Annotated in this window: 20 protein-coding genes and 1 tRNA gene; 9 read left to right on the top strand and 12 right to left on the bottom strand. The window is 71.7% G+C overall.

The features are described 5' to 3' along the window. The first annotated feature begins 9 nt into the window (after window positions 1-9). The gene (locus ACIRQ9_RS24415; RefSeq protein WP_404177190.1) at window positions 10-915 is read left to right on the top strand and encodes an SDR family oxidoreductase; all 906 of its coding nucleotides are present in this window, start codon (window positions 10-12) and stop codon (window positions 913-915) included. A 247-nt stretch (window positions 916-1,162) separates the two neighbouring features. Here ACIRQ9_RS24415 and ACIRQ9_RS24410 read toward each other — a convergent pair whose 3' ends face one another. Continuing rightward, window positions 1,163-2,053, bottom strand: coding sequence for a hypothetical protein (locus ACIRQ9_RS24410; protein ID WP_404177187.1), 891 nt, complete (start codon window positions 2,051-2,053; stop codon window positions 1,163-1,165). A 144-nt stretch (window positions 2,054-2,197) separates the two neighbouring features. Between ACIRQ9_RS24410 and ACIRQ9_RS24405 the strand changes: the two genes are divergently transcribed. The 3 genes from ACIRQ9_RS24405 to ACIRQ9_RS24395 all read left to right on the top strand — a co-directional run bounded on the left by ACIRQ9_RS24405 (window position 2,198) and on the right by ACIRQ9_RS24395 (window position 6,148). Continuing rightward, window positions 2,198-2,548 carry a chorismate mutase gene (locus ACIRQ9_RS24405; RefSeq protein WP_404177184.1) on the top strand — a complete coding sequence of 117 codons (351 nt, stop codon included), beginning with the start codon at window positions 2,198-2,200 and terminating at the stop codon, window positions 2,546-2,548. Between the two features lie 170 nt (window positions 2,549-2,718). Next, on the top strand, window positions 2,719-5,202 hold the full coding sequence (gene pepN, locus ACIRQ9_RS24400) for an aminopeptidase N (protein ID WP_404177181.1): 2,484 nt from the start codon (window positions 2,719-2,721) through the stop codon (window positions 5,200-5,202). A gap of 112 nt (window positions 5,203-5,314) precedes the next feature. Then, window positions 5,315-6,148 (top strand): NAD(P)H-binding protein, encoded by an 834-nt coding sequence (locus tag ACIRQ9_RS24395; RefSeq protein ID WP_404177178.1) that lies wholly within the window; start codon window positions 5,315-5,317, stop codon window positions 6,146-6,148. A 9-nt stretch (window positions 6,149-6,157) separates the two neighbouring features. On the opposite strand, the gene ACIRQ9_RS24390 is transcribed toward ACIRQ9_RS24395, so the two are convergent. After that, entirely contained in the window at window positions 6,158-6,706 is a 549-nt protein-coding gene (locus ACIRQ9_RS24390; protein ID WP_404177175.1) for a GNAT family N-acetyltransferase, read from the bottom strand. A 193-nt stretch (window positions 6,707-6,899) separates the two neighbouring features. Between ACIRQ9_RS24390 and ACIRQ9_RS24385 the strand changes: the two genes are divergently transcribed. Further along, complete coding sequence (locus ACIRQ9_RS24385; RefSeq protein ID WP_404177172.1) at window positions 6,900-8,258, top strand: pyridoxal phosphate-dependent decarboxylase family protein; 1,359 nt, start codon at window positions 6,900-6,902, stop codon at window positions 8,256-8,258. Beyond that, a complete protein-coding gene (locus tag ACIRQ9_RS24380) occupies window positions 8,255-9,676 on the top strand; it encodes a lysine N(6)-hydroxylase/L-ornithine N(5)-oxygenase family protein (RefSeq protein WP_404177169.1) in 1,422 nt (473 codons plus the stop codon). The genes ACIRQ9_RS24385 and ACIRQ9_RS24380 overlap by 4 nt, the downstream gene beginning before the upstream one ends. 42 nt (window positions 9,677-9,718) lie before the next feature. Here the strand turns inward: ACIRQ9_RS24380 and ACIRQ9_RS24375 are convergent, their stop codons facing one another. Then, the gene (locus ACIRQ9_RS24375) at window positions 9,719-11,524 is read right to left on the bottom strand and encodes a bifunctional metallophosphatase/5'-nucleotidase (protein WP_404177166.1); all 1,806 of its coding nucleotides are present in this window, start codon (window positions 11,522-11,524) and stop codon (window positions 9,719-9,721) included. 150 nt (window positions 11,525-11,674) lie between these two features. Between ACIRQ9_RS24375 and ACIRQ9_RS24370 the strand changes: the two genes are divergently transcribed. Together ACIRQ9_RS24370 and pyk are read left to right on the top strand one after the other, a co-directional pair. Next, window positions 11,675-12,379: an SIMPL domain-containing protein gene (locus ACIRQ9_RS24370; protein ID WP_404177163.1), complete on the top strand. Its 705-nt coding sequence runs from the start codon at window positions 11,675-11,677 to the stop codon at window positions 12,377-12,379. Between the two features lie 187 nt (window positions 12,380-12,566). Beyond that, window positions 12,567-14,003, top strand: a complete 1,437-nt coding sequence (gene pyk / locus ACIRQ9_RS24365; RefSeq protein WP_404177160.1) for a pyruvate kinase — start codon at window positions 12,567-12,569, stop codon at window positions 14,001-14,003. Between the two features lie 248 nt (window positions 14,004-14,251). Here pyk and ACIRQ9_RS24360 read toward each other — a convergent pair. Continuing rightward, window positions 14,252-14,335: transfer RNA gene (locus ACIRQ9_RS24360), tRNA-Leu, on the bottom strand. Between the two features lie 96 nt (window positions 14,336-14,431). Between ACIRQ9_RS24360 and ACIRQ9_RS24355 the strand changes: the two genes are divergently transcribed. Continuing rightward, window positions 14,432-15,088 (top strand): ANTAR domain-containing response regulator, encoded by a 657-nt coding sequence (locus tag ACIRQ9_RS24355; protein ID WP_404177157.1) that lies wholly within the window; start codon window positions 14,432-14,434, stop codon window positions 15,086-15,088. Between the two features lie 74 nt (window positions 15,089-15,162). Here ACIRQ9_RS24355 and ACIRQ9_RS24350 read toward each other — a convergent pair whose 3' ends face one another. From ACIRQ9_RS24350 to ACIRQ9_RS24315, 8 genes are all read right to left on the bottom strand, one after another. Further along, window positions 15,163-15,879, bottom strand: a complete 717-nt coding sequence (locus tag ACIRQ9_RS24350) for an ABC transporter ATP-binding protein (RefSeq protein ID WP_404177154.1) — start codon at window positions 15,877-15,879, stop codon at window positions 15,163-15,165. Next, the gene (locus ACIRQ9_RS24345) at window positions 15,876-16,787 is read right to left on the bottom strand and encodes an ABC transporter ATP-binding protein (RefSeq protein WP_404177151.1); all 912 of its coding nucleotides are present in this window, start codon (window positions 16,785-16,787) and stop codon (window positions 15,876-15,878) included. Before ACIRQ9_RS24345 ends, ACIRQ9_RS24350 begins: the two co-directional genes overlap by 4 nt. A 5-nt stretch (window positions 16,788-16,792) precedes the next feature. Continuing rightward, window positions 16,793-18,643, bottom strand: coding sequence for a branched-chain amino acid ABC transporter permease (locus tag ACIRQ9_RS24340; protein ID WP_404177148.1), 1,851 nt, complete (start codon window positions 18,641-18,643; stop codon window positions 16,793-16,795). A 5-nt stretch (window positions 18,644-18,648) separates the two neighbouring features. After that, window positions 18,649-19,581, bottom strand: coding sequence for a branched-chain amino acid ABC transporter permease (locus tag ACIRQ9_RS24335; RefSeq protein WP_404177145.1), 933 nt, complete (start codon window positions 19,579-19,581; stop codon window positions 18,649-18,651). A gap of 113 nt (window positions 19,582-19,694) precedes the next feature. After that, window positions 19,695-20,933 carry a branched-chain amino acid ABC transporter substrate-binding protein gene (locus tag ACIRQ9_RS24330; protein WP_404177142.1) on the bottom strand — a complete coding sequence of 413 codons (1,239 nt, stop codon included), beginning with the start codon at window positions 20,931-20,933 and terminating at the stop codon, window positions 19,695-19,697. Window positions 20,934-21,236: 303 nt separating this feature from the next. Further along, complete coding sequence (locus ACIRQ9_RS24325) at window positions 21,237-21,830, bottom strand: Tat pathway signal sequence domain protein (protein WP_404177139.1); 594 nt, start codon at window positions 21,828-21,830, stop codon at window positions 21,237-21,239. Further along, on the bottom strand, window positions 21,827-22,228 hold the full coding sequence (locus ACIRQ9_RS24320) for a hypothetical protein (protein ID WP_404177137.1): 402 nt from the start codon (window positions 22,226-22,228) through the stop codon (window positions 21,827-21,829). Before ACIRQ9_RS24320 ends, ACIRQ9_RS24325 begins: the two co-directional genes overlap by 4 nt. Before the next feature lie 82 nt (window positions 22,229-22,310). Further along, window positions 22,311-22,796: a PaaI family thioesterase gene (locus tag ACIRQ9_RS24315; protein ID WP_404177134.1), complete on the bottom strand. Its 486-nt coding sequence runs from the start codon at window positions 22,794-22,796 to the stop codon at window positions 22,311-22,313. Between the last annotated feature and the right edge of the window lie 83 nt (window positions 22,797-22,879).

Genomic DNA, 22,879 nt, shown 5'->3' with positions numbered 1-22,879 from the left:
AGGACCGGGATGAGCGGAATCTGCGCGGACCGGGTCGTGGCCGTCACCGGCGCCGGGCGCGGGCTCGGACGGGCGCACGCGCTGGCCTTCGCCGCCGAGGGCGCCCGGGTCGTCGTCAACGACCTCGGGGTCGGCCTCGACGGCGCGCCGGGCCCCGGCAGCCCCGCCGCGGGCGTCGTGGCGGAGATCCGCGCGGCCGGCGGCGAGGCGGTCGCGCACGGCGCGGACATCGCGACCTCCGCCGGGGCCGCCTCGCTGATCGAGACGGCCGTGGAGACCTACGGCCGGCTCGACACCCTCGTGAACAACGCCGGGTTCCTGCGCGACCGCATGCTCGTCAACCTCGGCGAGGACGACTGGGACGCGGTCGTGCGGGTGCACCTCAAGGGGCACTTCCTGCCCCTGCGGTACGCGGCCGCGCACTGGCGGGCCGAGGCCAAGGCGGGCCGCGCCCCGGTGGCCCGGATCGTCAACACCAGCAGCGGAGCCGGACTGCTGGGCTCGGTCGGACAGGGCAACTACAGCGCGGCCAAGGCCGGCATCGTCGGCCTCACCCTGGTCGCCGCCGCCGAACTCGCCCGCTACGGCGTCCAGGTCAACGCCGTCGCCCCGGCCGCCCGCACCCGGATGACGGAGCACGCGTTCGCCGCGGCCATGGCCGCCCCGGGCTCCGGGTTCGACGCGATGGCGCCGGCGAACGTCTCCCCGCTCGTGGTCTGGCTGGGCTCCGCCGCGAGCGCCGGCGTCACCGGCCGGGTGTTCGAGACCGAGGGCGGCCGGATCACCGTCATGGAGGGCTGGCGGGCGGGGCCCACCGCCGACGGGGGCGCCCGCCGGACCCCCGCCGAGGCGGGGGAGACGGCGCTGGACCTGCTGGCCCGGGCCGCCGTGCCGGGCGCGGTGTACGGGACCTGACCGGCGGCCCGGCCCGGTGCCGTCCTCGCCGGTCCGGGGCCTGCCCGGCGGATCACGCCGCGGACGCGGGGTCCGCCACGCCCGTCCGCGGCGCTGTCGTCGGTCGCCGACGCGCTCCCGCCTCCGGCCGGCGGGTGCCCGCGCCGCGTCACCGCCCTCCCGCGCCGTGCGGCCGGACGCGTCGGACCCCGCTCACCGGCGCTGACGAGGCGCCGCCGGAGCCGCGACCCGGTCCGCCGGACAGACCCTAGGTGTCGCACTCCAGCACCGTCCGGCACAGCGAGCACCGGGCCCTGACCCGGCCCCGCACCGGCACCCTGATCCGCTGGTGGCAGGTGGGGCACGGGAACGAGACCCGCAGCCGGCCGCCGTCGTCGGGCGTGAAGGCGTAGAGGGCGCCGGACTGCGGGGCCGTGCCCGCCGGGGCGTGCCGGCGGTCCCGGGCGTACCGGCGGCGGCCCGCCCAGCCCGCCGCGGTCAGCGGCGGCTGCTCCGCGTCCCGGCGGGCGCGGGCCACGCCCTTCTCGTACGCCGTGTACGCCTGCGGGCTGGTGAACCAGACCGACGGGTCCTCGTGGAAGACCGACGCCCGCTTCGCCAGGACGTAGCCGAACTCCTCCGGGGTGAGGTAGCCGAGCTTCTGGGACGCCTCGCCGTGCTCCCGGTAGGCGTCCAGCAGCAGCCAGCCCGCGCCCAGGTAGGCGGTCGCGGTGTCGGTGAGGATCTCGTTCTCCGGGATGCTCGGGAAGGACAGGTCGAGGCGGTGCAGGTAGACGTGCATGACCTCGTGGGCGAGGGCCGCGCCGATGTCCCTGCGGTGCGTGCGGAACCGGTCGTTCAGCTCGATGAAGTACTCGGGTCCCGCGGTCAGTTCGACGTTCGCCGCATGGGTCATCTCCCGGAAGCCGACGATCATCCGCGCGTCCGGCAGCCGGAAGTGCCGGACCAGTTCGCGGGCGACCCGCTGGGCTCCGAGATGGAGGTCGTCGGTGTCGCAGAACGCCACGTCGGCGGGGAGCACGCTGGTGGCGAAGGTCTGGACGGTGTCGTACGACAGGCGCCGGTACAGCGCCGTGACGGCGGCCCGCACGGTGTCCAGGTGCGGGTAGCCGTGTTCCACCGGGCCGCCGTTCGCCACTGCGTTACCCCCACCGACGCCGCCGGATTTTCCTCCACTGTAGGCGGGACGGCGCGGTGCGGCACCCGTGCGCGCGGGCCCGGCGACGCGGGCCGTGCCGAGGCCCTTAGTGATCACGCCGCCGTCCCCTTAGGGTGGACGCCCATGACCTCCAGCAACACCGGTAACGGTGACGTCGACCCCGCCGTCCGCGCCGAGCTCGGCCGGCTGCGCGACAGCATCGACAACATCGACGCGGCCGTCGTCCACATGCTCGCCGAACGCTTCAAGGCCACCCAGCAGGTCGGCCGCCTCAAGGCGGTCCACCGGCTGCCCCCGGCCGACCCGGCACGCGAGGCCCGCCAGATCGCCCGGCTGCGCGCCCTCGCCGAGAACGCCAAGCTCGACCCGGCCTTTGCGGAGAAATTCCTGAACTTCATCATCGCCGAGGTGATCAGGCACCACGAGTCCATCGCCGAGGACACCACGGGCGACGGAGCGGCGCAGGCGCACTGACCGGGGCGCGCGCCCCGCGGGGCGCCCCGGCGGCTCTTCCGTCGGCAGCACCGCGCCGCACCGCGCCCCACCAGCGCCGACCTCGCCGCCACCCGCCCAGAGACCGGACATAAGCCGCGTACCACCCCCGCCTCTGTGCGTCGCCGGTGTCATCGGGCAGCATGGCCCGCATGTCCGTACTGACTCGCGACGAAGCGCAGAGCCGCGCCGAGCTCCTCGACGTCCACCGCTACACGATCGACCTCGACCTGACCACCGGGGACGAGACCTTCGACTCCCGCACGGTGATCCGGTTCACGGCCCGGTCCGACGGCGACACCTTCGTCGAGATGAAGCCCGCCGAACTGCGGTCCGTCAGCCTCGACGGACAGCCGCTCGACCCCGGCACGCTGGACCAGGACCGGCTGCCCCTGAAGAACCTCACCGTCGGCGAGCACGAGCTGCGCGTCGACGCCTCGATGCGCTACTCGCGCACCGGCGAGGGCATGCACCGCTTCACGGACCCCACGGACGACGAGACCTACGTCTACACGCAGCTCTTCCTGGACGACATCCAGCGCGTCTTCGCCGCCTTCGACCAGCCCGACCTCAAGGCCGTCTTCGAGCTGACCGTGAAGGCCCCCGAGGACTGGACCGTCCTCGCCAACGGCGTCACCGAGGACCTCGGCGAGGGCCGCTGGCGGGCCGCCGCCACCCCGCCGGTCTCCACCTACCTGGTCGCCGTCGCCGCCGGCCCCTGGCACTCGGTGCGCACCGAGCACCGCGGCCTGCCCTTCGGCATCCACTGCCGCCGCTCGCTCGCCCCGCACCTGGACGCCGACGCCGAGGAGATCCTCGACATCACGCGCGCCTGCTACGACCGCTACCACGAGAAGTTCGAGGAGCCCTACCCCTTCGACTCCTACGACCAGGCGTTCGTCCCCGAGTTCAACGCCGGCGCCATGGAGAACCCCGGCCTGGTCACCTTCCGCGACGAGTTCGTCTACCGCTCCGCGGTCACCGACACCGAGCGGCAGACCCGCGCCATGGTCATCGCCCACGAGATGGCCCACATGTGGTTCGGCGACCTCGTCACCCTCAGGTGGTGGGACGACATCTGGCTGAACGAGTCGTTCGCCGAGTACATGGGCTACCAGACCCTCACCGAGGCCACCCGCTTCACCGACACCTGGGTCGACTTCGGCGTGGCCCGCAAGGCCTGGGGCTACGACGCCGACCAGCGCCCCTCCACCCACCCGGTCGCCCCCGAGGCCGTCGACGACACCGCCGCCGCCCTCCTCAACTTCGACGGCATCTCCTACGCCAAGGGTGCCTCCGCACTGCGCCAGCTGGTCGCCTGGATGGGCGAGAAGGACTTCCTCGCCGGCATCAACATCCACTTCCGGCGCCACCGGTTCGGCAACGCCACCCTGGCCGACTTCATCGACTCCCTCGCCGCCGCCACCGAACGCGACGTGCACGCCTGGGCCGACGCCTGGCTGCGCACCACCGGCGTCGACACCCTCACCCCGGCCCTCGCCACCGCTCCCGACGGCACCCGCACCCTCACCGTCGAACGCGCCGGCAGCCGCCCGCACCGCATCCGCGTCGGCGTCTACGACCGCGACCTCACCGACGCGGGCGGCCTCACCCTGCGCGAACGCGTCGACCTCGACCTCCCGCAGAGCGCCCCGCAGCCCCTCGGCAAGCGCCCCGCGCTGCTCCTGCTCAACGACGGCGACCTGACCTACGCCAAGGTCCGCTTCGACGCCGACTCCGCCAGGGCCGTCCGCACCGACCTGTCCGGCCTGCCCGACCCGCTCACCCGCGCCGTGGTGTGGAACGCCCTGCGGGACGCGGTCCGCGACGGCGGAATCCCGGCCGCCGAGTACCTGGAGACCGCCCGCGTCCACCTCCCGCGCGAGACCGACCTCGCCCTCGTCCAGGGCGTGCTCGCCTTCACCACGGTCCACGTCGTCGACCGCTACCTCAGGCCCGAGGACCGCCCGGCCGCCCTCGCCACCGTCTCCGCCCTGTGCCGCGACCTCATCCGCCGCACCGAGGACGGCGACAACCCCGGCCTGCGGCTCATCGCCGTACGGCACTGCATCCGGGCCGCCGCCCAGCCCGACACCATCGCCGCCTGGCTCGCCGACGGCACCGTGCCCGGCGGCCCCGAACTCGACCCCGAACTGCGCTGGCGGATCCTGGCCCGGCTCGCCGTCCTCGGCGCCACCGACGAGGCGCAGATCGCCGCCGAGCTGGCCCGCGACCCCAGCGCCAGCGGCCAGGAGGGCGCCGCCCGCTGCCGGGCGGCACTGCCCGACCCCGCGGCCAAGGCCAGGGCCTGGGAGGCGATGTTCGGCGGCGACGACCTGTCCAACTACCTGTTCACCGCCACCGCGCAGGGCTTCTGGCACCCCGAACAGGCCGACCTGGTCCGGGAGTACGTGCCGCGCTACTACCAGGACGCGGTCGCCGTCGCCGCCCGGCGCGGCCCCGCCATCGCGGTCGCCGCGGGCCGGGAGGCCTTCCCGGCCCACTTCGTCGACGCCGAGAACCTCGCGCTGGGCCGCGACTGCCTGCGCGACGCCGGCCCGGTCACGGCCCTGCGCCGCCGCCTGACCGACGAACTCGACGACCTGGAGCGGGCGCTGCGGGTCCGCGAGGCGTAGGACCTCCGACGGAGCACGACACGACCACGGCCGGTCCCCGACGACGATGCGGGGACCGGCCGGCTCTTCTACGCTCGGTCCCCGACGACGACCACAGCCCGAGGAGACAACCGTGATCGCAGTGACCGGTGCCACCGGCAACGTCGGCCGAGCGCTCGTCGGCCGTCTGGTCGCCGCCGGACAGCCCGTACGGGCCCTCACCCGCGCCCCGGAGCGGGCCGCACTGCCCGAGGGGGCCGAGGTGGTGCGATTCCGGCCGGACGGCCTGGACACCCTGTTCGACGGCGTGGACAAGGTCTTCCTGTACGTCCAGGGCGCCGGCGGCCGGATGCCCGAGCTGCTGGCCGCGGCCCGCGCGGCCGGGGTCCGGCAGGCCGTCCTGCTCTCCTCCGGGATCATCCAGGACGGCGCCGACGAGACCCATCCGATCCACGCCATGCACGCCCGCGCCGAACGGCAGATCCGCGACAGCGGCCTCGCCTGGACGTTCCTGCGCCCCAACGCCTTCGCCGCCAACGCCCTCCAGTGGGCGCCGCAGATCCGGTCGGGCGACACCGTCCGCGGTGTCTTCGCCGACATGCTGACGGCACCCGTCCACGAGGACGACATCGCCGCCGTCGCCGAACGCGCCCTCCTCGACGACGGCCACGAGGGCGCCGTGCACCGCCTCACCGGCCCCGCCGCCACCACCAACACCGAGCAGATCGCCGCCATCGGACGGGCCGTCGGCCGGGACCTGGCCTTCGTCGAGGTGGGGCCCGAGGAGGCCGGTCCGCTGCTCTGGCCGGGGACGCCGCCGGACGTGGTCAGGGGCCTGCTGCGAACCTTCGCGGACACCGTCGGCGTCGCCCCCGAGATCACCGCCGCGGTCGAGGAGATCACCGGCCGCCCGGCCCGCGCCTTCCCGCGGTGGGCCGCCGACCACGCGGCCGACTTCCGGTCCTGACGCGGATCCTCAGCCCGCCGCCGGCCGCAGCTCCGCCCGCCGCACGCCGCCTTCCCTCGGCCCCGCGCGGCGGTTGCCCACCTCGGCCGCCGCGGGCACCTCCGCGCCCAGCGTGAAGCCGAGGCGCTCCAGGAAGCACTCGCCGGGCCGCCACCCCGGCGGCACGCTCGCCGTCACCAGCGACACCCCCTCGGCGTGCGCGAGCAGCGACTCGGCCAGCGCCCGCCCCAGGCCCCGGCCGCGCGCCCACGGCGCGAGCAGGAACAGGCCCACCGCGACCGCCCCGGGCCCCGGATGGTCGCGCACCGCGTCGACCAGGCCCGTGACGACCCCGTCCCGCTCCAGCACGAGCAGCACCTTGGCGTCCGGGTCGGCGCCCTCGGGCAGCCCGTAGAACAGGCTCTGCACGTCGCCCGGCCCCGACGGCAGTCCCGTCGCGGCCACGAACCAGTCCTCGCACGCCTCGAACAGGTCGAGCAGCGGCGCCTCGTCCGAGGGCAGCGGCTCCCGTACCAGCACCCGTTCACCGGGCACGTCGATCATCCACGCGTCCACCACCCGACCGACGTTAACCCCGGTCCCCCTCCGTCTCAACGCCCCGTCGCGGCCCGCCCCGACACGTTTTCCCCGTACGGCAGTACCCACTTTCGGGTTCGGATCGTTGAGCTTCGAGGACGCGCAGACCCACTTCCGTACAAGCTGGAACTCCCCCCGCGGACAACCCCTTTCGGCCGGCGCCCCGAGGAGACCCATGAGTACGCCGCCCCTCGCCTCCGGACCCCAGGGCCCCGACGCCCTGCGGCCGCTGCTCGACACCGTGCTCGACGCGCTGCGCGACGGCAACCTGGCCCGCGGCGGACCGCTGCCCGCCGGCGGCCCCGAGGCGGTCGCCGAACGGGTCGCGGACGCCGTCGGGGACGTGCTTCCCGACCACGGCGACCCCGAGGCCCTGCGCACCCTGGTGACCGTCCTCGCGGAGGGCGCGGCCGACCCCGCCGACCCGCTGTGCGCGGCCCACCTGCACTGCCCGCCGCTCGCCGTCGCCACCGCCGCCGACCTCGCCGCGAGCGCCCTCAACCCCTCGCTCGACTCCTGGGACCAGGCCCCGGCCGCCTCCGCCCTGGAAGCCATGGTCACCCGCACCCTCGCCCACACCATCGGCCTCGCCGACGCCGTGGTCACCAGTGGCGGCACCGAGTCCAACCAGGTCGCCCTGCTTCTCGCCCGCGAGGCCCTGGGCGGCGGAGTCCGGCTGATCTGCGGGGCCAACGCCCACCACTCGCTGCCCAGGGCCGCGTGGCTGCTCGGCCTGCCCGACCCCGTCGTCGTCCCGGCACCCGGCGGCGTCCTCGACCCGGGCGCCCTGCACGCCGTCCTCACCCGGCTGCCGAAACCGTTCGTCGTGGCCGCCACCGCCGGCACCACCGACGCCGGACTCATCGACCCGCTCCCCGAGATCGCCGGCCTGTGCGCGGCCCACGGAGCCCGCCTGCACGTCGACGCCGCCTACGGAGGCGGCCTCGTCCTCAGCGACCGCCACCGGGACAAGCTGGCCGGTCTGGAACGCGCCCACACCGTCACCCTCGACCTGCACAAACTCGGCTGGCAGCCGGTCGCCGCCGGCCTCCTCGCGGTCGCCCGCCCGGCCGAACTCGGCGTGCTCCACCACCGCGCCGACTACCTCAACGCCGACGACGACACCGAGGCCGGCTACCCCGACCTGCTCGGCCGCTCACTGCGCACCACCCGGCGCCCCGACGTCCTCAAGATCGCGGTCACCCTCAGGACCCTGGGCCGCTCCGGACTCGGCGCCCTGGTCGACCAGGTGTGCGCACGGGCACGGGAGTTCGCCGCCCAGGTCCGGGACCACCCCGGATTCGAGCTCTACGGGCCGCCGGTGATCAGCACGGTGCTCTTCCGCCCCGCCGGAGCCACCGACGACGACGTCGCCGGCATACGGCGCAGCCTGCTGCACGACGGCCGCGCCGTCCTCGGCCGGGCCCGGCCCGACGGCCGGCTCTGGCTCAAGACCACCCTCCTCAACCCCCACACCCGGCCGGACGAACTGGCCGTCCTCCTCAAACTCGTGGAAGGAACGACGCCCCAATGAGCTCGCTGCCCAACCCCCCACACCAGGAACCGGACGCACCCCGCGACCTGGTCGGCATCGGCGTCGGACCGTTCAACCTCTCCCTCGCCGCCCTCGCCCACCCGCTGGCCGAACTCGACGCCGTCTTCTACGAGCAGCGCCCCGGCTTCGACTGGCACCCCGGACTGCTGATCGACGACGCCACCATCCAGGTCCCGTTCCTCGCCGACCTGGTGACCCTCGCCGACCCCGCCAGCCCGTGGTCCTTCCTGAACTACCTCAAGTCCCGCGACCGGCTCTTCCCGTTCTACTTCGCCGAGCGCTTCCACATCCGGCGCGCCGAGTACGACGCGTACTGCCGCTGGGTCGCCGGGAGCCTGCCGGGACTGCGCTTCTCCCACCAGGTCGACGCGGTCCGCTGGAACTCCGAACGCGACCTGTTCGAGGTCGACTTCACCCGGCTCGACACCGACGGGGAAGCCGAGTCCCAGGGCCGCACCTACACCAGGAACGTCGTGCTCGGGGTCGGCACGGTGCCCCACGTGCCGGACCCGCTCAGGCCCCTGGTGGAGGCATCCGGCGTGCCCGTCGTCCACGCCGCCGACTACCTCGACCACCGCGACGCCTTCCTGGCCGCCGAACACGTCACCGTCGTCGGCTCCGGACAGTCCGGCGCCGAGGTCTTCCTCGACCTGCTGCGGCACCGCCCCGCCGGCCGCGAGAAGCTGCACTGGATCGGACGCAGCGAGGCCTTCACCCCCATGGAGTACTCCAAGCTCGGCCTGGAGCACTTCACCCCCGACCACACCCGCTACTTCCACGCGCTGACCGAACCCGTCCGCGACCGGCTGATCGCCTCCCAGGGACGGCTGCACCGGGGCATCGACAGCGACACCATCGCCGCCATCCACGACGAGCTCTACCGCCGCACCCTGCACGGCGGCTGGCCCGACGCCGTCCTCACCCCCGGCGTCCAGGTCCGCACGGCAGGACGCATCGCCACCACCAAGATCGAACTCCACCTGGAACACCTCCAGCAGGGCACCCGCTCCCGGCTCGCCACCGACGCCGTGGTGCTCGCCACCGGCTACCGCGAACGCCCGCTGGGCCGCCTGCTCGCCGGGCTCGACCCCTACCTGCGCCGGGACAACAGCGAACGCCCGCGCGTGGACGAGCGGTTCCGGCTCGTCCTCGACCCGTCGGTCACCGGATCGGCGTACGTGCAGAACGCCGAGCTGCACACCCACGGCGTCGGCGCCCCCGACCTCGGGCTGGCCGCCTGGCGCAGCGCCGCCATCCTCAACTCCCTGACCGGCAAGGAGCCCTACCCGCTGCCCGCCCGCACGGCCTTCACCACCTTCGGGCTGGAACGCTCCGAGGAGAGGGTCCCCTCGCAGCCCGGACAGCGGCCCCGCCAGCTCACCCCGCTGACCGACTGAACGGCGCGGGCGCCGGTCCCCGGACCGGCGCCCGTCGGCCCGTCAGAACACCGGCGTACCCTCGCGGGTCAGCTTCCAGTCCGCCGACGCGAAGTCCCGCGGGTCGAGGACGCCCTTGGCGGTCACCCACTCCGCGATCCGGGTGCGGATCTCCGTGGACTCCGACCACACCTCCTTCGCGGAGGCCACGTGCGGGAACGCGCCGCCGCCGTTGGCACGGTAGTTGTTCACCGCGAGCACGAACCGCGCGGCGTCGTCGAGGGCCGCCCCCTCCCACGTCAGGTTCCTGATCCGGGACCCGGCCGGCTGCGCGATGTCGATCTCGTACCGCAGACCGGAGACATAGTCGTAGTTGTAGTCCGGCCGGTCGCCCGCGTTGGTCAGCCTCGCCACGTCGACGGGCGCACCCGCGGCCGTCTGCACGAAGTACTCCGCCGAGTACTCCAGGTAGGCGCGGATCTGAGCGCCCGTCATCACCTTGGCGACCAGGGTGTTGTCGTACACGTACAGGCTGGACAGGTCCCGGACGGTGACCTGTCCAGCCGGGATCTGCGAGGTCCGGGAGAACGGCGAGGCCTGCGCGAGCACCGGGAGCGCCGCGTACTCGGTGCCCGCCAGCGCCGACTTGACCACGTCCTCCTGGACCTTCGTGATCAGGTCGATGATCGGCGCGTCCCGGTAGCGGGCCTCGACCGTGGTGAGGGTCTCGGTGGCGGAACCGACGACCTGGTTGACGTACGCCACCACCTTGGCGTGCTCGTCCCGCAGCAGCCGCGTGATCTTCGGGTCGTCGGCGACGGTGTTGGAGTTGCGCAGCGAGGCCGCCACCGACTCCACCTCCCACCGGCCCCTGGCGAACACCAGCTCGATGTCGAAGACGGTGAGACGCTCGGCCCAGCACAGCGGCTCGGAGAGCACCACGGTCCGCCCGGTCGCCTCGTTGACGACCTTCAGCTCCGGGATCTCCACGTGCGCGTGACCGACCAGGATCGCGTCGATGCCCGGCACCCGCCTGGCCACGTTCGCGGCAGCGTTCTCGACGTAGGGCACCTGGTCGCCGTAGGACGAGGTGCCCGAGGTGCCGGAGTGGGCCGAGACCACGACCACGTCCGCCCCCAGCGCCTTCAGCCTGGGCACCCACTTCGCGGCCTGCTCCTCGAGCCCCGGGAACGCCAGCCTGCCCTGCACGTAGGCCTTGTCCCAGATCGCGATGCCCGGGTTGGTCAGGCCGAGCACGGCGACCTTCACCGGCGGCGCGCCCGGCACGGGGAACTTCTTCACGAAGTACGGCGGGAAGGCCGGCTTCAGGGTCTTCGCGTCGACGGCGTTGGCGCCCAGCAGCGGAAAGCGCAGCTGCTCCTCGAACCTGCGCAGTGTCTCGATGCCGTAGTTGAACTCGTGGTTGCCGAGCGCCGCGGCGTCGTACCCGATCGCGTTCATGGCCTGCGCCATCGGGTGCACCGGGCCGCCCTTGGCGGTGATCGGGTCGACCTTGGCGTAGTAGTACGTCAGCGGGGTGCCCTGGATGGTGTCACCGGCGTCCAGCAGGAGCGTGTTGCGGCGGCCCTTTTCCGCGCGCACCTGGTTCACCAGGGTCGACACGCGCGCCAGACCCATGGCGTTGCCCTTGGCGTCGGTGTACTCCGCGTTCTTGAAGTAGTCCCAGTTGAAGACGTTGCCGTGCAGGTCGGTGGTGCCCATGACGGTCAGCGAGTACCGCCTCGGGTGACCGGCGGGCTTCCGGGAGGCCCCGGCGGCCTGTGCCGGAGCCGCCGCCGCTCCGGCGACCGCGACCCCCGCCCCGGTGGCGGCGGACTTCGTCAGGAACTTCCGGCGGTTCAAGGGCATGTCTCGATCTCCTCGGGAAATGGTCAACGACGCGCGTAGATTCTGGCCCGGCCAGGGCCGACGGCAACAGATCCGGGAGGTTGCGATCGGGTGACCCGGAGGGTGAACTGCGGTGCGCACACGCGGGGATGACGTGACAGAGTGGGACGTATGACAACGGCACCCGAGGACCGCCGGCCGGCCGGCACGCCCGACGCCCCGCTCCTCGCCGTCCGCGGCGAAGCCGAACTCCAGGTCGAGCCCGAGCTGGTCCGGATCGGCATCACCGTGAACGCCCGCGGCCGCGACCGCCGCTCCACCCTGGACGACCTCACCCGCCGCAACACCGCCGCCCTCGACCTCGTCAAGTCCTACGGCGACGCGGTCGCCCGGCTCTCGACCGGCGCCTTCTCCATCGCCCCCGAATTCGCCGACCGCGGCCGGAGCGACCGCGTCCGCAGCTACCGGGGCCGGGTCCAGCTCACCGCCGAACTCACCGACTTCACCGTCCTCGGCGAACTCACCACCAGGATCGCCGACTTGGAACTCACCCAGGTCGACGGCCCCTGGTGGTCGCTGCGCCCCGACTCACCCGTGCACGGCGAGGCCAGGCGGCAGGCGGTCGCCGAGGCCGTCCAGCGCGCCCGCGAGTACGCCGACGCCCTCGGCACCTCCCTGGCCGCCCTCGTCGAACTCGCCGACACCGGCACCCAGGGTCCCCAGCCGCGCCGGCCCGGCTTCGGCGGCGGGGTCCGCCGCATGGCGGCGGCCGCCGAGATCGCCGACCCCGCCGAACCCCTCGATCTCGAACCCCCGCAACTGCGCGTGACCGCCGAGGTCAGCGCCCATTTCACGATGGCACCGCCCCGGCTGTGAAACGGAAGCGGCCGCTCGGCAGGTCGCACACCCTGGCCCCCGCATGTCCGCGTTCACAACATGCGCGATGCTCATCGGAGCGGCCCGCCGCACAATTCAACACTTGTCAATAGGCCTTCACGCAAAGGTTGTTGGGTCGTCATGTGCGACCGATTCTCTACCCGCCGGTAAGGCCTAGGCTCGAAGCATGCGCCGAGCAAAGATCGTCTGCACTCTGGGGCCCGCCACGGACTCGTACGACCAGATCAAGGCACTGGTCGAGGCCGGAATGGACGTCGCCCGATTCAACCTCAGCCACGGCGGCTACGCCGAGCACGAGGAGCGCTACCACCGCGTCCGCAAGGCCTCCGACGAGACCGGCCGCAGCGTCGGGATGCTCGCCGACCTTCAAGGCCCGAAGATCCGCCTCGGCCACTTCACCGAAGGCCCGGTACTCCTCGAACGCGGCGACACCTTCGTCATCACCGTCGAGGAAGGCGCCCAGGGCGACCGCGGGCAGTGCGGCACCACCTACGCCGGCCTCGCCGACGACGTCACCCCCGGTGAGCGCGTCCTCGTCGACGACGGCAAGGTCTGCCTCGAAGTCACCCACGTCGACGGCCCCCGCGTGCACACCACCGTCGTCGAGGGCGGCGTGATCTCCGACCACAAGGGCCTCAACCTCCCCGGCGTCGCCGTCTCCGTCCCGGCCCTGTCCGACAAGGACGAGGCCGACCTGCGATGGGCCCTGCGCACCGGCTTCGACGTGATCGCGCTGTCCTTCGTCCGCACCGGCAGCGACGTCGAGGACGTGCACCGCATCATGGCCGAGGAGGGCCGCCGCCTCCCGGTGATCGCCAAGGTGGAGAAGCCGCAGGCCGTGGAGAACATCGACTCCATCGTGGCCGCCTTCGACGGCATCATGGTCGCCCGCGGCGACCTGGGCGTCGAGATGCCGCTGGAGCAGGTGCCGATCGTCCAGAAGCGCGCCGTGAACCTGGCCAGGCGCAACGCCAAGCCGGTCATCGTCGCCACCCAGATGCTCGACTCGATGATCGAGAACTCCCGGCCCACCCGCGCCGAGGCCTCCGACGTCGCCAACGCGGTCATCGACGGCACCGACGCGGTGATGCTCTCCGGCGAGACCAGCGTCGGCAAGTACCCGGTCGAGACCGTCAGGACCATGGCGAAGATCGTCGAAGCCGCCGAGGAGGACATCCTCGCCAAGGGGCTGCCGCCGCTGACCGAGAGCAACAAGCCGCGCACCCAGGGCGGTGCCGTCGCCCGTGCCGCCGCCGAGATGGGCGACTTCCTCGGCGCGAAGTTCCTGGTCGCCTTCACCCAGTCGGGGGACACCGTCCGCCGACTCTCCCGCTACCGCTCGCCGATCCCGCTGCTCGCCTTCACCCCGGAACCGGCCACCCGCTCCCAGCTCAACCTGACCTGGGGCGTCGAGACCTTCCTCGGGCCGCACGTCGACTCGACGGACAAGATGGTCGACCAGGTGGACGAACTGCTGCTGAAGTACGGCCGCTGCCGGCAGGGCGACGTCGTCGTCATCACGGCGGGCTCCCCGCCCGGCGTCTCCGGCTCGACCAACATGGTCCGCGTCCACCACATCGGCGAGGACGACAGCCCCAAGTAGGACCGGGTGGGCCGCGTGAATGTCTCCCCGCGCGCCCGACGGTCGTCGCCGCGCCACCAGCCGACGGTCCCTCGCGGAACGTCGAGTGGCTCCGCCACGGTGCGATTCGGCACGCCTGGGCGCATGAGCGCGACCGCGCGGGCTCGAATCGAGGAGTTGCGCCGCCCCATGGTCACTCTGTGTCACCGGCGAATGGCTGAGTGCGACAAAAGTGGAGGACCACGCGAACGTGATCCTCCACTGTCAGGTGCCGGGTATGGGATTCGAACCCACACGTCCTCGCGGACAGAGGTGTTTGAGACCTCCGCGTCAACCAGTTGCGCCAACCCGGCTCGTCAACCCTGCAGGAGTGTACCGGTTCACCTGCGGCGAGCGCAGCTAGGTAGGCTGCTGGCAAGCAGTACCCCTGCCCTGAACGAGGAGCCCCCGTGACCGCCGCCGAGTCGCCCCAGCCAGTCGACGCACCCGACGACGACAAGTCGCACGTGCCTCCGATGACGACACGTGTCGTCATCGCCGAGGACGAGGCCCTGATCCGGCTCGATCTCAAGGAGATGCTGGAGGAGGAGGGGTACTCCGTCGTCGGCGAGGCCGGTGACGGCGAGGAAGCCGTCGAGCTCGCCCGCGAGCACCGCCCCGACCTGGTCATCCTCGACGTCAAGATGCCCAAGCTGGACGGCATCTCGGCGGCCGAGAAGATCGCCGAGGAATCCATCGCGCCGGTCCTGATGCTCACCGCGTTCTCACAGCGCGACCTGGTCGAGCGGGCCCGGGACGCCGGTGCGATGGCGTACCTCGTCAAGCCGTTCAGCAAGAGCGACGTGGTCCCGGCGATCGAGATGGCCGTCTCCCGCTTCACCGAGCTGAAGCAGCTGGAGAAGGAGGTCGCCGACCTCACGCTGCGCCTGGAGACCCGCAAGCTGGTCGACCGCGCGAAGTCCGTGCTGCAGACCGAGTACGGCCTGAGCGAGCCGGCCGCGTTCCGCTGGATCCAGAAGACGTCGATGGACCGCCGGATGTCGATGCAGCAGGTCGCGGAGGCGGTCATCGCGGACAACGACGAGAAGAAGTCCGGCAAGGGCTGACCCCCCGCCGTGGGGACACCGAGGCCCGCGCTCCACGACAGGGAGCGCGGGCCTCCGCGTGTCGAACCCCGGTGTCAGTCCTCGCCCAGGTAGGCCTTGCGGACCGACTCGTCGTGCAGCAGGTCCTGGCCGGAGCCCGACAGGACGATGTTGCCGACCTCCATGACATGGCCCTGGTCGGCCAGCGACAGAGCCGCCTGCGCGTTCTGTTCGACCAGCAGGATCGTCGTCCCCTGGGCCTTCAGCTCGGCGATGGTCGCCATGATCTTCTGCATCATGATCGGCGACAGACCCATGGACGGTTCGTCGAGCATCAGCAGCTTGGGCTGGGACATCAGCGCCCGGCCCATCGCGAGCATCTGCTGCTCACCGCCGGAGAGGGTGCCGGCGGCCTGCCTGCGCCGTTCCCCGAGGATCGGGAACAGCTCGTACGCCCGCTGGATGTCCTTCTCGATGCCCGGCTTGTCGTTGCGCAGGAACGCGCCGAGGCGCAGGTTGTCCTCGATGGCCATGCGCGGGAAGATGTGCCGGCCCTCGGGGGAGTGGGCCAGGCCCAGCGAGACGATCTGGTGTGCCGGGATCTTCTTCAGGGACCTGCCGTTGAACCGGATCTGGCCGCCGACCGGCTTGAGGAGCCCGGACAGCGTGCGCAGGGTCGTCGTCTTGCCGGCGCCGTTGGTGCCGATCAGGGTGACGACCTGGCCGGCCTCGACCGTGAACGAGATGCCCTTGACGGCCTCGATCTTGCCGTAGGCGACCCGCAGGTCCTCTACTTCGAGCAGTGCGGTCATCGGTCGTTCTCCTTGCCGGGCGCGGAGTCGGTCGGGGACTCGGCGTTCGCCTCGGCCGCCTCGACCTCGGCGGCCTCCGCGTCTCCGGGCGCGTTCTCGAACGGCTCGCCGAGGTAGGCGGCGATGACGCGGTCGTCGCCCTGCACGGTGGCGCTGTCGCCCTCGACGAGCTTCTGGCCCTGGACCAGGACGGCGACGCGGTCGCAGAGGTTGAAGATGAAGCGCATGTCGTGCTCGATGACGAGGACGGCGATGCCCTGGTCGCGGATCTTGAAGACCAGTTCCTCGGTGGTCCGGGTCTCCTGCGGGTTCATGCCGGCCGTCGGCTCGTCGAGCAGGAGCAGTCCCGGCTCGCTGGCGAGGGCGCGCGCGATCTCCAGCTTGCGCTGCTCGCCGTAGGGCAGGTTCCGGGCCAGGTGCTCGGCCTTGTTCTCCAGGCCGACGAAGGCGAGGAGTTCCATGGCGCGGGCCCGGGAGGCGGCTTCGGCGCGGTGGAAGCCGGGGCCGCGCAGCAGCGCGGACCACAGGCCTTCCTTGGTGCGCGTGTGCCGGCCGACGAGCACGTTCTCCAGGACCGTCATGTTCGCGAACAGGCGGATGTTCTGGAAGGTACGGGCGATGCCGGCGGCGGTGACCTTGAAGGACTTCGGCGGCAGGACCTGACCGCGGTAGCGGACCTCGCCCTCGGTGGGGATGTAGAGGCCGGTCAGGCAGTTGAAGAAGGTGGTCTTGCCGGCTCCGTTGGGGCCGATCAGTCCCACGATCTCGCCGCTGTTGACGGTGAGGTTCACGTCGCGTACGGCGGTGAGGCCGCCGAAGCGCATGGTGACGCCGCGTGCGTCGAGGACGGTCTCGCCCGGGTCGGTGGCGCCGGATGCGGCGTCCTGGACGGTGGTGTCGGTGGTCATCGTGGTCAGGCCCCTGCCTTGGTGAGGACGGCGGGCGCTTCGGCCTCTTCGTGGAATTCGAGCTGGCGGCGCCGGTTGGGGATGAGGCCCTCCGGGCGGAAGCGCATCAGCAGGATGAGCGCCACGCCGAAGGCGAAGAGCTGGTAGTCGCCGAGGAACTGGAGCTTGGCCGGGATCAGGTAGAGCAGGGAGGCGCCGACCAGGGGGCCGGAGATGGTGCCCATGCCGCCGAGGACGACCGCGGCCAGCAGGAAGGCCGAGTTGGGCGGTACGACGTAGGCGAACTGGTACTGCTCCGGCGTGACCGTGTAGGTGACGTGTGCCTGGACCGAGCCGGAGAGGCCGGCGAGGCAGGCGCCGAGGGCGAACGCGATGAGCTTGACCCGGAAGCCGTTGATGCCCATGGCGAGCGCGGCGGTCTCGTCCTCGCGGATGGCGACCCAGGCGCGGCCGATGCGGGAGTCGCTGCTGCGCCGGAAGACGATGACCACGATGAGCGTGATGATCAGCATCAGGAGCAGGTAGTTGGCGAAGCGGCCGATCGTGGAGCCGAGGATCTGGTGTTCGGCGCCGAAGTCGAAGCCGAGGATGTCGAGGTTGGGGATCGACGAGATGCCGTTGGAGCCGTTGGTGACGTCCGGGCCCGAGGTGCCGTCCAGGTTGAGGACGGTGATGCGGAAGATCTCACCGAAGCCGAGGGTCACGATGGCCAGGTAGTCGCCGCGCAGTCGGAGGGTCGGTGCGCCGATGATCACGCCGAAGACCATCGCGACGGCGGCGCCGAGCAGGGCGGAGGCCCAGAACGGCCACTGCACGTGCAGGGGCGAGGAGGGCGAGCCGGAGACCAGGGCGGCGGTGTAGGCGCCGACGCCGAGGAAGGCGACGTAGCCGAGGTCGAGCAGGCCGGCGAGGCCGACGACGATGTTCAGGCCCAGGGCGACGGTCGCGAAGATCAGGATGTAGACGCCGATGGTCGCGTACTGGTCGTTGGACTGGGTGAACGGGAAGGCGGCGGCGGCCAGGAAGGCGCCGGTCATGGTGATGTTGCGGTGCTTCGCGGTGATCGCCGAGACCCGGGCCACGATCCCGGCCTTGGAGAGGGCGGCGAAACCGAAGCCGGCCATGATGAGGAAGCCGACGAACAGTTCGTCGTAGGAGGTGCCGACGCCGTAGCTGAAGACGAACAGGCCGACGGCCATGGCGGCGACGATCACGAGGATCTCGGCCCACGCGGCCATCGGGCGGCCCGGTGCCGGGGCCTTGGCGGCGAAGGACGCGCGGAAGGTGCTCCACCGCTGGCGGTTGTGGTGCTTGAACAGCTCCCAGCCGGTGTCGTCCGGGTCGACCGGGTCGGGCTCGGGCCGTTCGAAGGGCAGCGACATCGCGCCGACGAGGGCGGCGAGGGTGGCGACGGCGACCACGAAGCCGCCGGGGTCGAGGTTGACCACGCCGCCGAGTTCGTCGCTGATGGCGATGACGGTGTACCAGGCGGTGCCGAAGGTGCCGAGCGCGGCCATCTTGAGCGCGCTGTCGGCGCTGCCGGGCGTCAGCGCGGCGAGGCCTCGGACGCCGTAGGAGGCGAGTCCGAAGAGCGTGGTGAGGACGCCGCCGATGAGGACGAGGACCTGAAGGCCGCCCGGGTAGCCGTAGACGGTGAGGTCACCGGGGAACGCGGAGGTCCAGGTCCAGGACATGAAGGTGGAGACGACGGCGAGTGCGCCGCCGCCGGTCGCCAGGGCCCGGCCGAGCGGGGTGGGCAGGCCGATGAGGCCGGTCGCGGCGGGTGCGGCGGAACTCCCGGTCTCGGGGGACTGCGGCGTCTCGGGGGTCTCGGATGCGGTGGTCTCTGTGGTCATCGGTGTCACGCCCTGTCCGCGACGCGTTCGCCGAGCAGGCCCTGTGGCCTGAACAGCAGTACGAGGATGAGGAGTACGAACGCCCAGACGTCGGCCCAGGACTGGCTGCCGAACTGGCTCATGCCGGGGATGTCGGAGATGTAGGCGGTCGACAGGGCCTCGGCGACGCCGAGGACGAGGCCGCCGAGCATGGCGCCGTAGATGTTGCCGATGCCGCCGAGGACGGCCGCGGTGAAGGCCTTCAGACCGAGCAGGAAGCCCATCTTGAAGTCGATCTGACCGTACTTGAGGCCGTAGGCGACGCCGCCGACGGCGGCGAAGGTGGCACCGAGGGCGAACGCGATGACGATGATGCGGTCGGTGTTGACGCCCATCAGCTTCGCCGTGTCCGGATCCTGGGCGGTGGCCTGCATGCCGCGGCCGGTGCGGGTGCGCATCACGAAGTAGGCGAGGAACGCCATGCTCAGCGGCGCGACGACGACGAGGAAGATGTCACCGGTCTGGATCGTGACGTTGCCGATGTTGAAGGGGCCGCCCGGGATGGTGGGGAAGGTCCGGGCGGACTTCGCCTCCGGGTACCAGGCCCACACCGCCTGCTGGAGGGCCAGCGAGAGGCCGATGGCGGTGATGAGGGGCGCGAGGCGCGGGGCGGTGCGCAGGGGGCGGTAGGCGAACCGTTCCGCTCCCACGGCGACGAGGGTGGCGACGATGATGGCGCCGAGCAGCATCAGCGGCAGCGCTATCCACATCGAGGTGCCGCCGGGCAGTACGTACGCGTAGACCGTGAGCGCGCCGAAGGCGCCGGTCATGAAGATCTCGCCGTGGGCGAAGTTGATGAGCTGGACGATGCCATAGACCATCGTGTAGCCGATGGCGACCAGCCCGTACATGGATCCCAGTAGCAGGCCGTTGACCAGCTGCTGCGGCAGTTCGTTCACCGCATGTCCTCCGAGACGTTCGGAATGTTCGACGGATGAGGCCGGATGCGAGTCCGCGCGGGGCGCCAGTGGAACAGCGCCCCGCGCGGCTCGGTGCTGCGTGCGGGTGTGGGTCAGCTGCTCGGCGTGTACGTGCCCGAGGTAGCGGCCTTCCAGGCCCCGCCGTCGACCTTGTAGACGGTGAGCTGCTTGTTGGTCGCGTCACCGTACTCGTCGAAGGAGACCTTGCCGGTCACACCGTCGAAGGAGACGTTCTGCACCGCGGCGGTGATCTTCGCGCGGGCGTCGGACGGCAGCTTGCCGCCGTTGTCGGCGACGACCTTCTTGACGGCCTCGATGATCGACCAGGCGGAGTCGTAGGAGTAGCCGCCGTAGGCGCCGTACGCCTCCTTGTAGCCGCCGGCCTTGTAGTTGGCGACGAACTCCTTGGCGGAGTCGAGGGTCTCGACGGGCGCGCCGACGGAGGTGGCCATGTCGCCGGTGGCGGCGGAGCCGGCCAGCTTCAGGTAGTCGTCGGCGTAGATGCCGTCGCCGCCGACCAGCGGGACCTTGGCGCCCGCGGCCTTGATCTGCTTGCTCAGCGGACCGGCCTGCGGGTACTCGCCGCCGTAGTAGACCACGGTGGCGCCCGAGTTCTTCACCTTGGTGGCGACCGCGGAGTAGTCCTTGGAGTCCGGGTTGATGTGTTCGGTGCCGACCACCTTGCCGCCGAGCTTCTTGAACTCCTCGGTGAAGGTGGCGGCGAGGCCGGCGCCGTAGGTCTTCTTGTCGTCGATGATGAAGGCCTTGGTCAGCTTCGCCGTGTTGTACACGTACTGGGCGGCGTAGGGGCCCTGGATGGCGTCCGTGGTCGCGGTACGGAAGTACGACTTGAACGGGCGCGTCTTCGTGGTCTGCCAGTTGTCGCCCTGGGTCAGCGCGGGGTTGGTGTTGGCCGGGGAGACCTCCACCAGCTTGGCGTCGTCGAAGACCTTCTGCATCGACTGGGCGACCGAGGAGTTCAGCGGGCCGACCACGCCGTAGACGCTGTTGTCGCTGACGAAGGCGGTGGCGTTGGCCTGGCCGGAGGAGGGCTGGGCCTGGTCGTCCTTGGCCTCGACCTTGAAGGTGACGCCGTCGACGTACTTCTTCTTGTTGGCCTGCTTGACCGCCAGGTCCACCGAGTTCTTGATGCCCAGGCCGAGGGCCGACAGGTCGCCGGTCAGCGGGGCGTCGACGCCGATGGTGACCGTGGTCCCACCGCTGCCCGAGTCGGAGCCCTTGTCGCCGCTGTCGCGCGAACCGCAGGCCGTGAGGGTGAGTGCTCCCGCTGCCAGAGCTGCGGTGATGGCGATGAGCGAACGTTGACGCACGATCAGTCCTTTCCCCTGAACAACCGCATCCCCGTGGAAACGGTCGAGTCGCGCGACCTGTCGAACTAGAGGATTCCGACGGCGCCGTGACTGGCCGTGACTCTAGGCGGGCTTGGGGAAGGTGGAGGAGAGTCTGACCGATGCTGTGACGCTCTTGTTATGACACGAGGTAATGCAGAGCGGTACATGGTGTCGAGAAGAGAGGAATTCGGGCCGATTCGCTCCGTCCGCATGCTGAGAACCCGCAGGACCCGTCGAAATCCGATCAGGTGTCTCGGCCTTTTTGGTGATGACGTGAAACGCTTACGAGCCGTTGCTGCAGGCTACTTTCAGGGCGCGTGACAGGTGTTGTGCGTAGCGGGACCCCAGGATGAAACTCTGGACTTGTATTGCGCGCGTATTACGCAGAGTTACGTCCAGGAAAGGAAGTCCGGCGTCTTTCGGAACCGTCGCACAGTCGGTCACATGCATGGTTATGGTGATGTCGCGCGGTGTGCCCGGCTTCGTCCGGAAGGGCGCGCCGGGCGTCTCGTTCAGCGTGAGGCCGGCGTAGGGCTGGGTGACGCGGTCCACCGTGACCGGCGGTCCGTCCAGCACGCTCATGCGCACCGCGAAGCTGAAGCTGCGGGTCGGCGCGCCGGGCGCGGTGAGCCGGTCGCCCAGGAAGGCGAACGCCACCGTCTGTGCGGGATAAGGGACTTCGGGCGGCGGCGGGTCGTGCGGACGGGTCGCCCAGAGGTAGCCGCCGCCGGCCAGTACGGCGGCGGTGCTGGCCAGGGCGAGCGCGGCGCGGCGGCGGCCGGGGCGCGGGGGAGGGGCGGGTGCCGGGTCCGGGAGGCCGAGGCCGTGGGTGCCCTCGCCGGGTTCGACGGGGCCGATGCCGGTCGTTCCGCTCACTGCCAGGGCCCTCCCGTCGGTGCGCCGCCGCGGTAGCGCTCGATGCAGGCCGCGCGCGCCCGGCGGTCGATCAACCGGCCCGCCGCGGCGGCTCCCTGACGGTGTTTCACGGCGCGGGCGGCGTCCACGACGTCCCGGAGGATCTCGTACTGGCCGTTGGACAGCCCCATCGACTGATAATCGCCGTAGGTGCCGCGGTCGAGCACCTCGCGGGACCAGTGCGTGACGATCGCGGCGCACAGTCGCGCGTCGGAGGTCGCCGAGGGTGACGCCGGGAGGGTCGCGGGAGGCGTGGCGTGAGGCGTGGCGGTGCCGGTGGTGGCGCAGCCGGTCAGCAGGGCGAGTCCGAGCGTCAGTGCGGTCGCTCCACCCGGCAGGGTGCCTCCTCGCCGTCCCATGCGCCGACGGTAAGGGCGGGGACGGCGGGGGGCAACGGTGGCGTCGCCGACGGGCCACGGCCTCGGCGGGACGCCGGGCGGGTCAGGGCCGGCCGGCGGCGGGGCGCGCGTCGCCCGGCAGGTCGCGCAGCAGGCAGGTCAGGCGGGCGGTGCACACCCGGTGGCCCTCCTCGTCACTGATCACGATCTCGTACGTCGCGGTGGAGCGTCCCCGGTGGACGGGGGTGGCCACGCCGGTGACCAGGCCGGAACGGACCCCGCGGTGGTGCGTGCAGTTCAGGTCCACGCCGACCGCGATCTTCGAGCTGCCGCCGTGCAGCATCGACCCGACCGACCCGAGGGTCTCCGCCAGCACCGCGCTGGCGCCGCCGTGCAGCAGGCCGTACGGCTGGGTGTTGCCCTCCACCGGCATGGTGCCGACCACGCGGTCCGCCGAGGCCTCGACGATCTGCACGCCCATCCGGTTGCCGAGGTGGCCCGCCGAGAACAGGGCGGGCAGGTCGACACCGAGCGCGGCGTACTCGTCGATGACCTCCTGCGGGAACTTCACACGCTGCTGCTCGCCCATGGGCCGGCTCCGATCTCGTACGGCTGACTCTCGCCTGAGCAAACGCTCAGTAGGCGGCCGATTGTTCCAGACCGGACCGGTGT

It is taken from the genome of Streptomyces sp. NPDC101237, assembly GCF_044767465.1.
Classification (GTDB): Bacteria; Actinomycetota; Actinomycetes; order Streptomycetales; family Streptomycetaceae; genus Streptomyces; species Streptomyces gramineus.
Note: the sequence above shows the minus strand (reverse complement) of the source record. Positions and strands in the feature narration are given on the sequence as shown.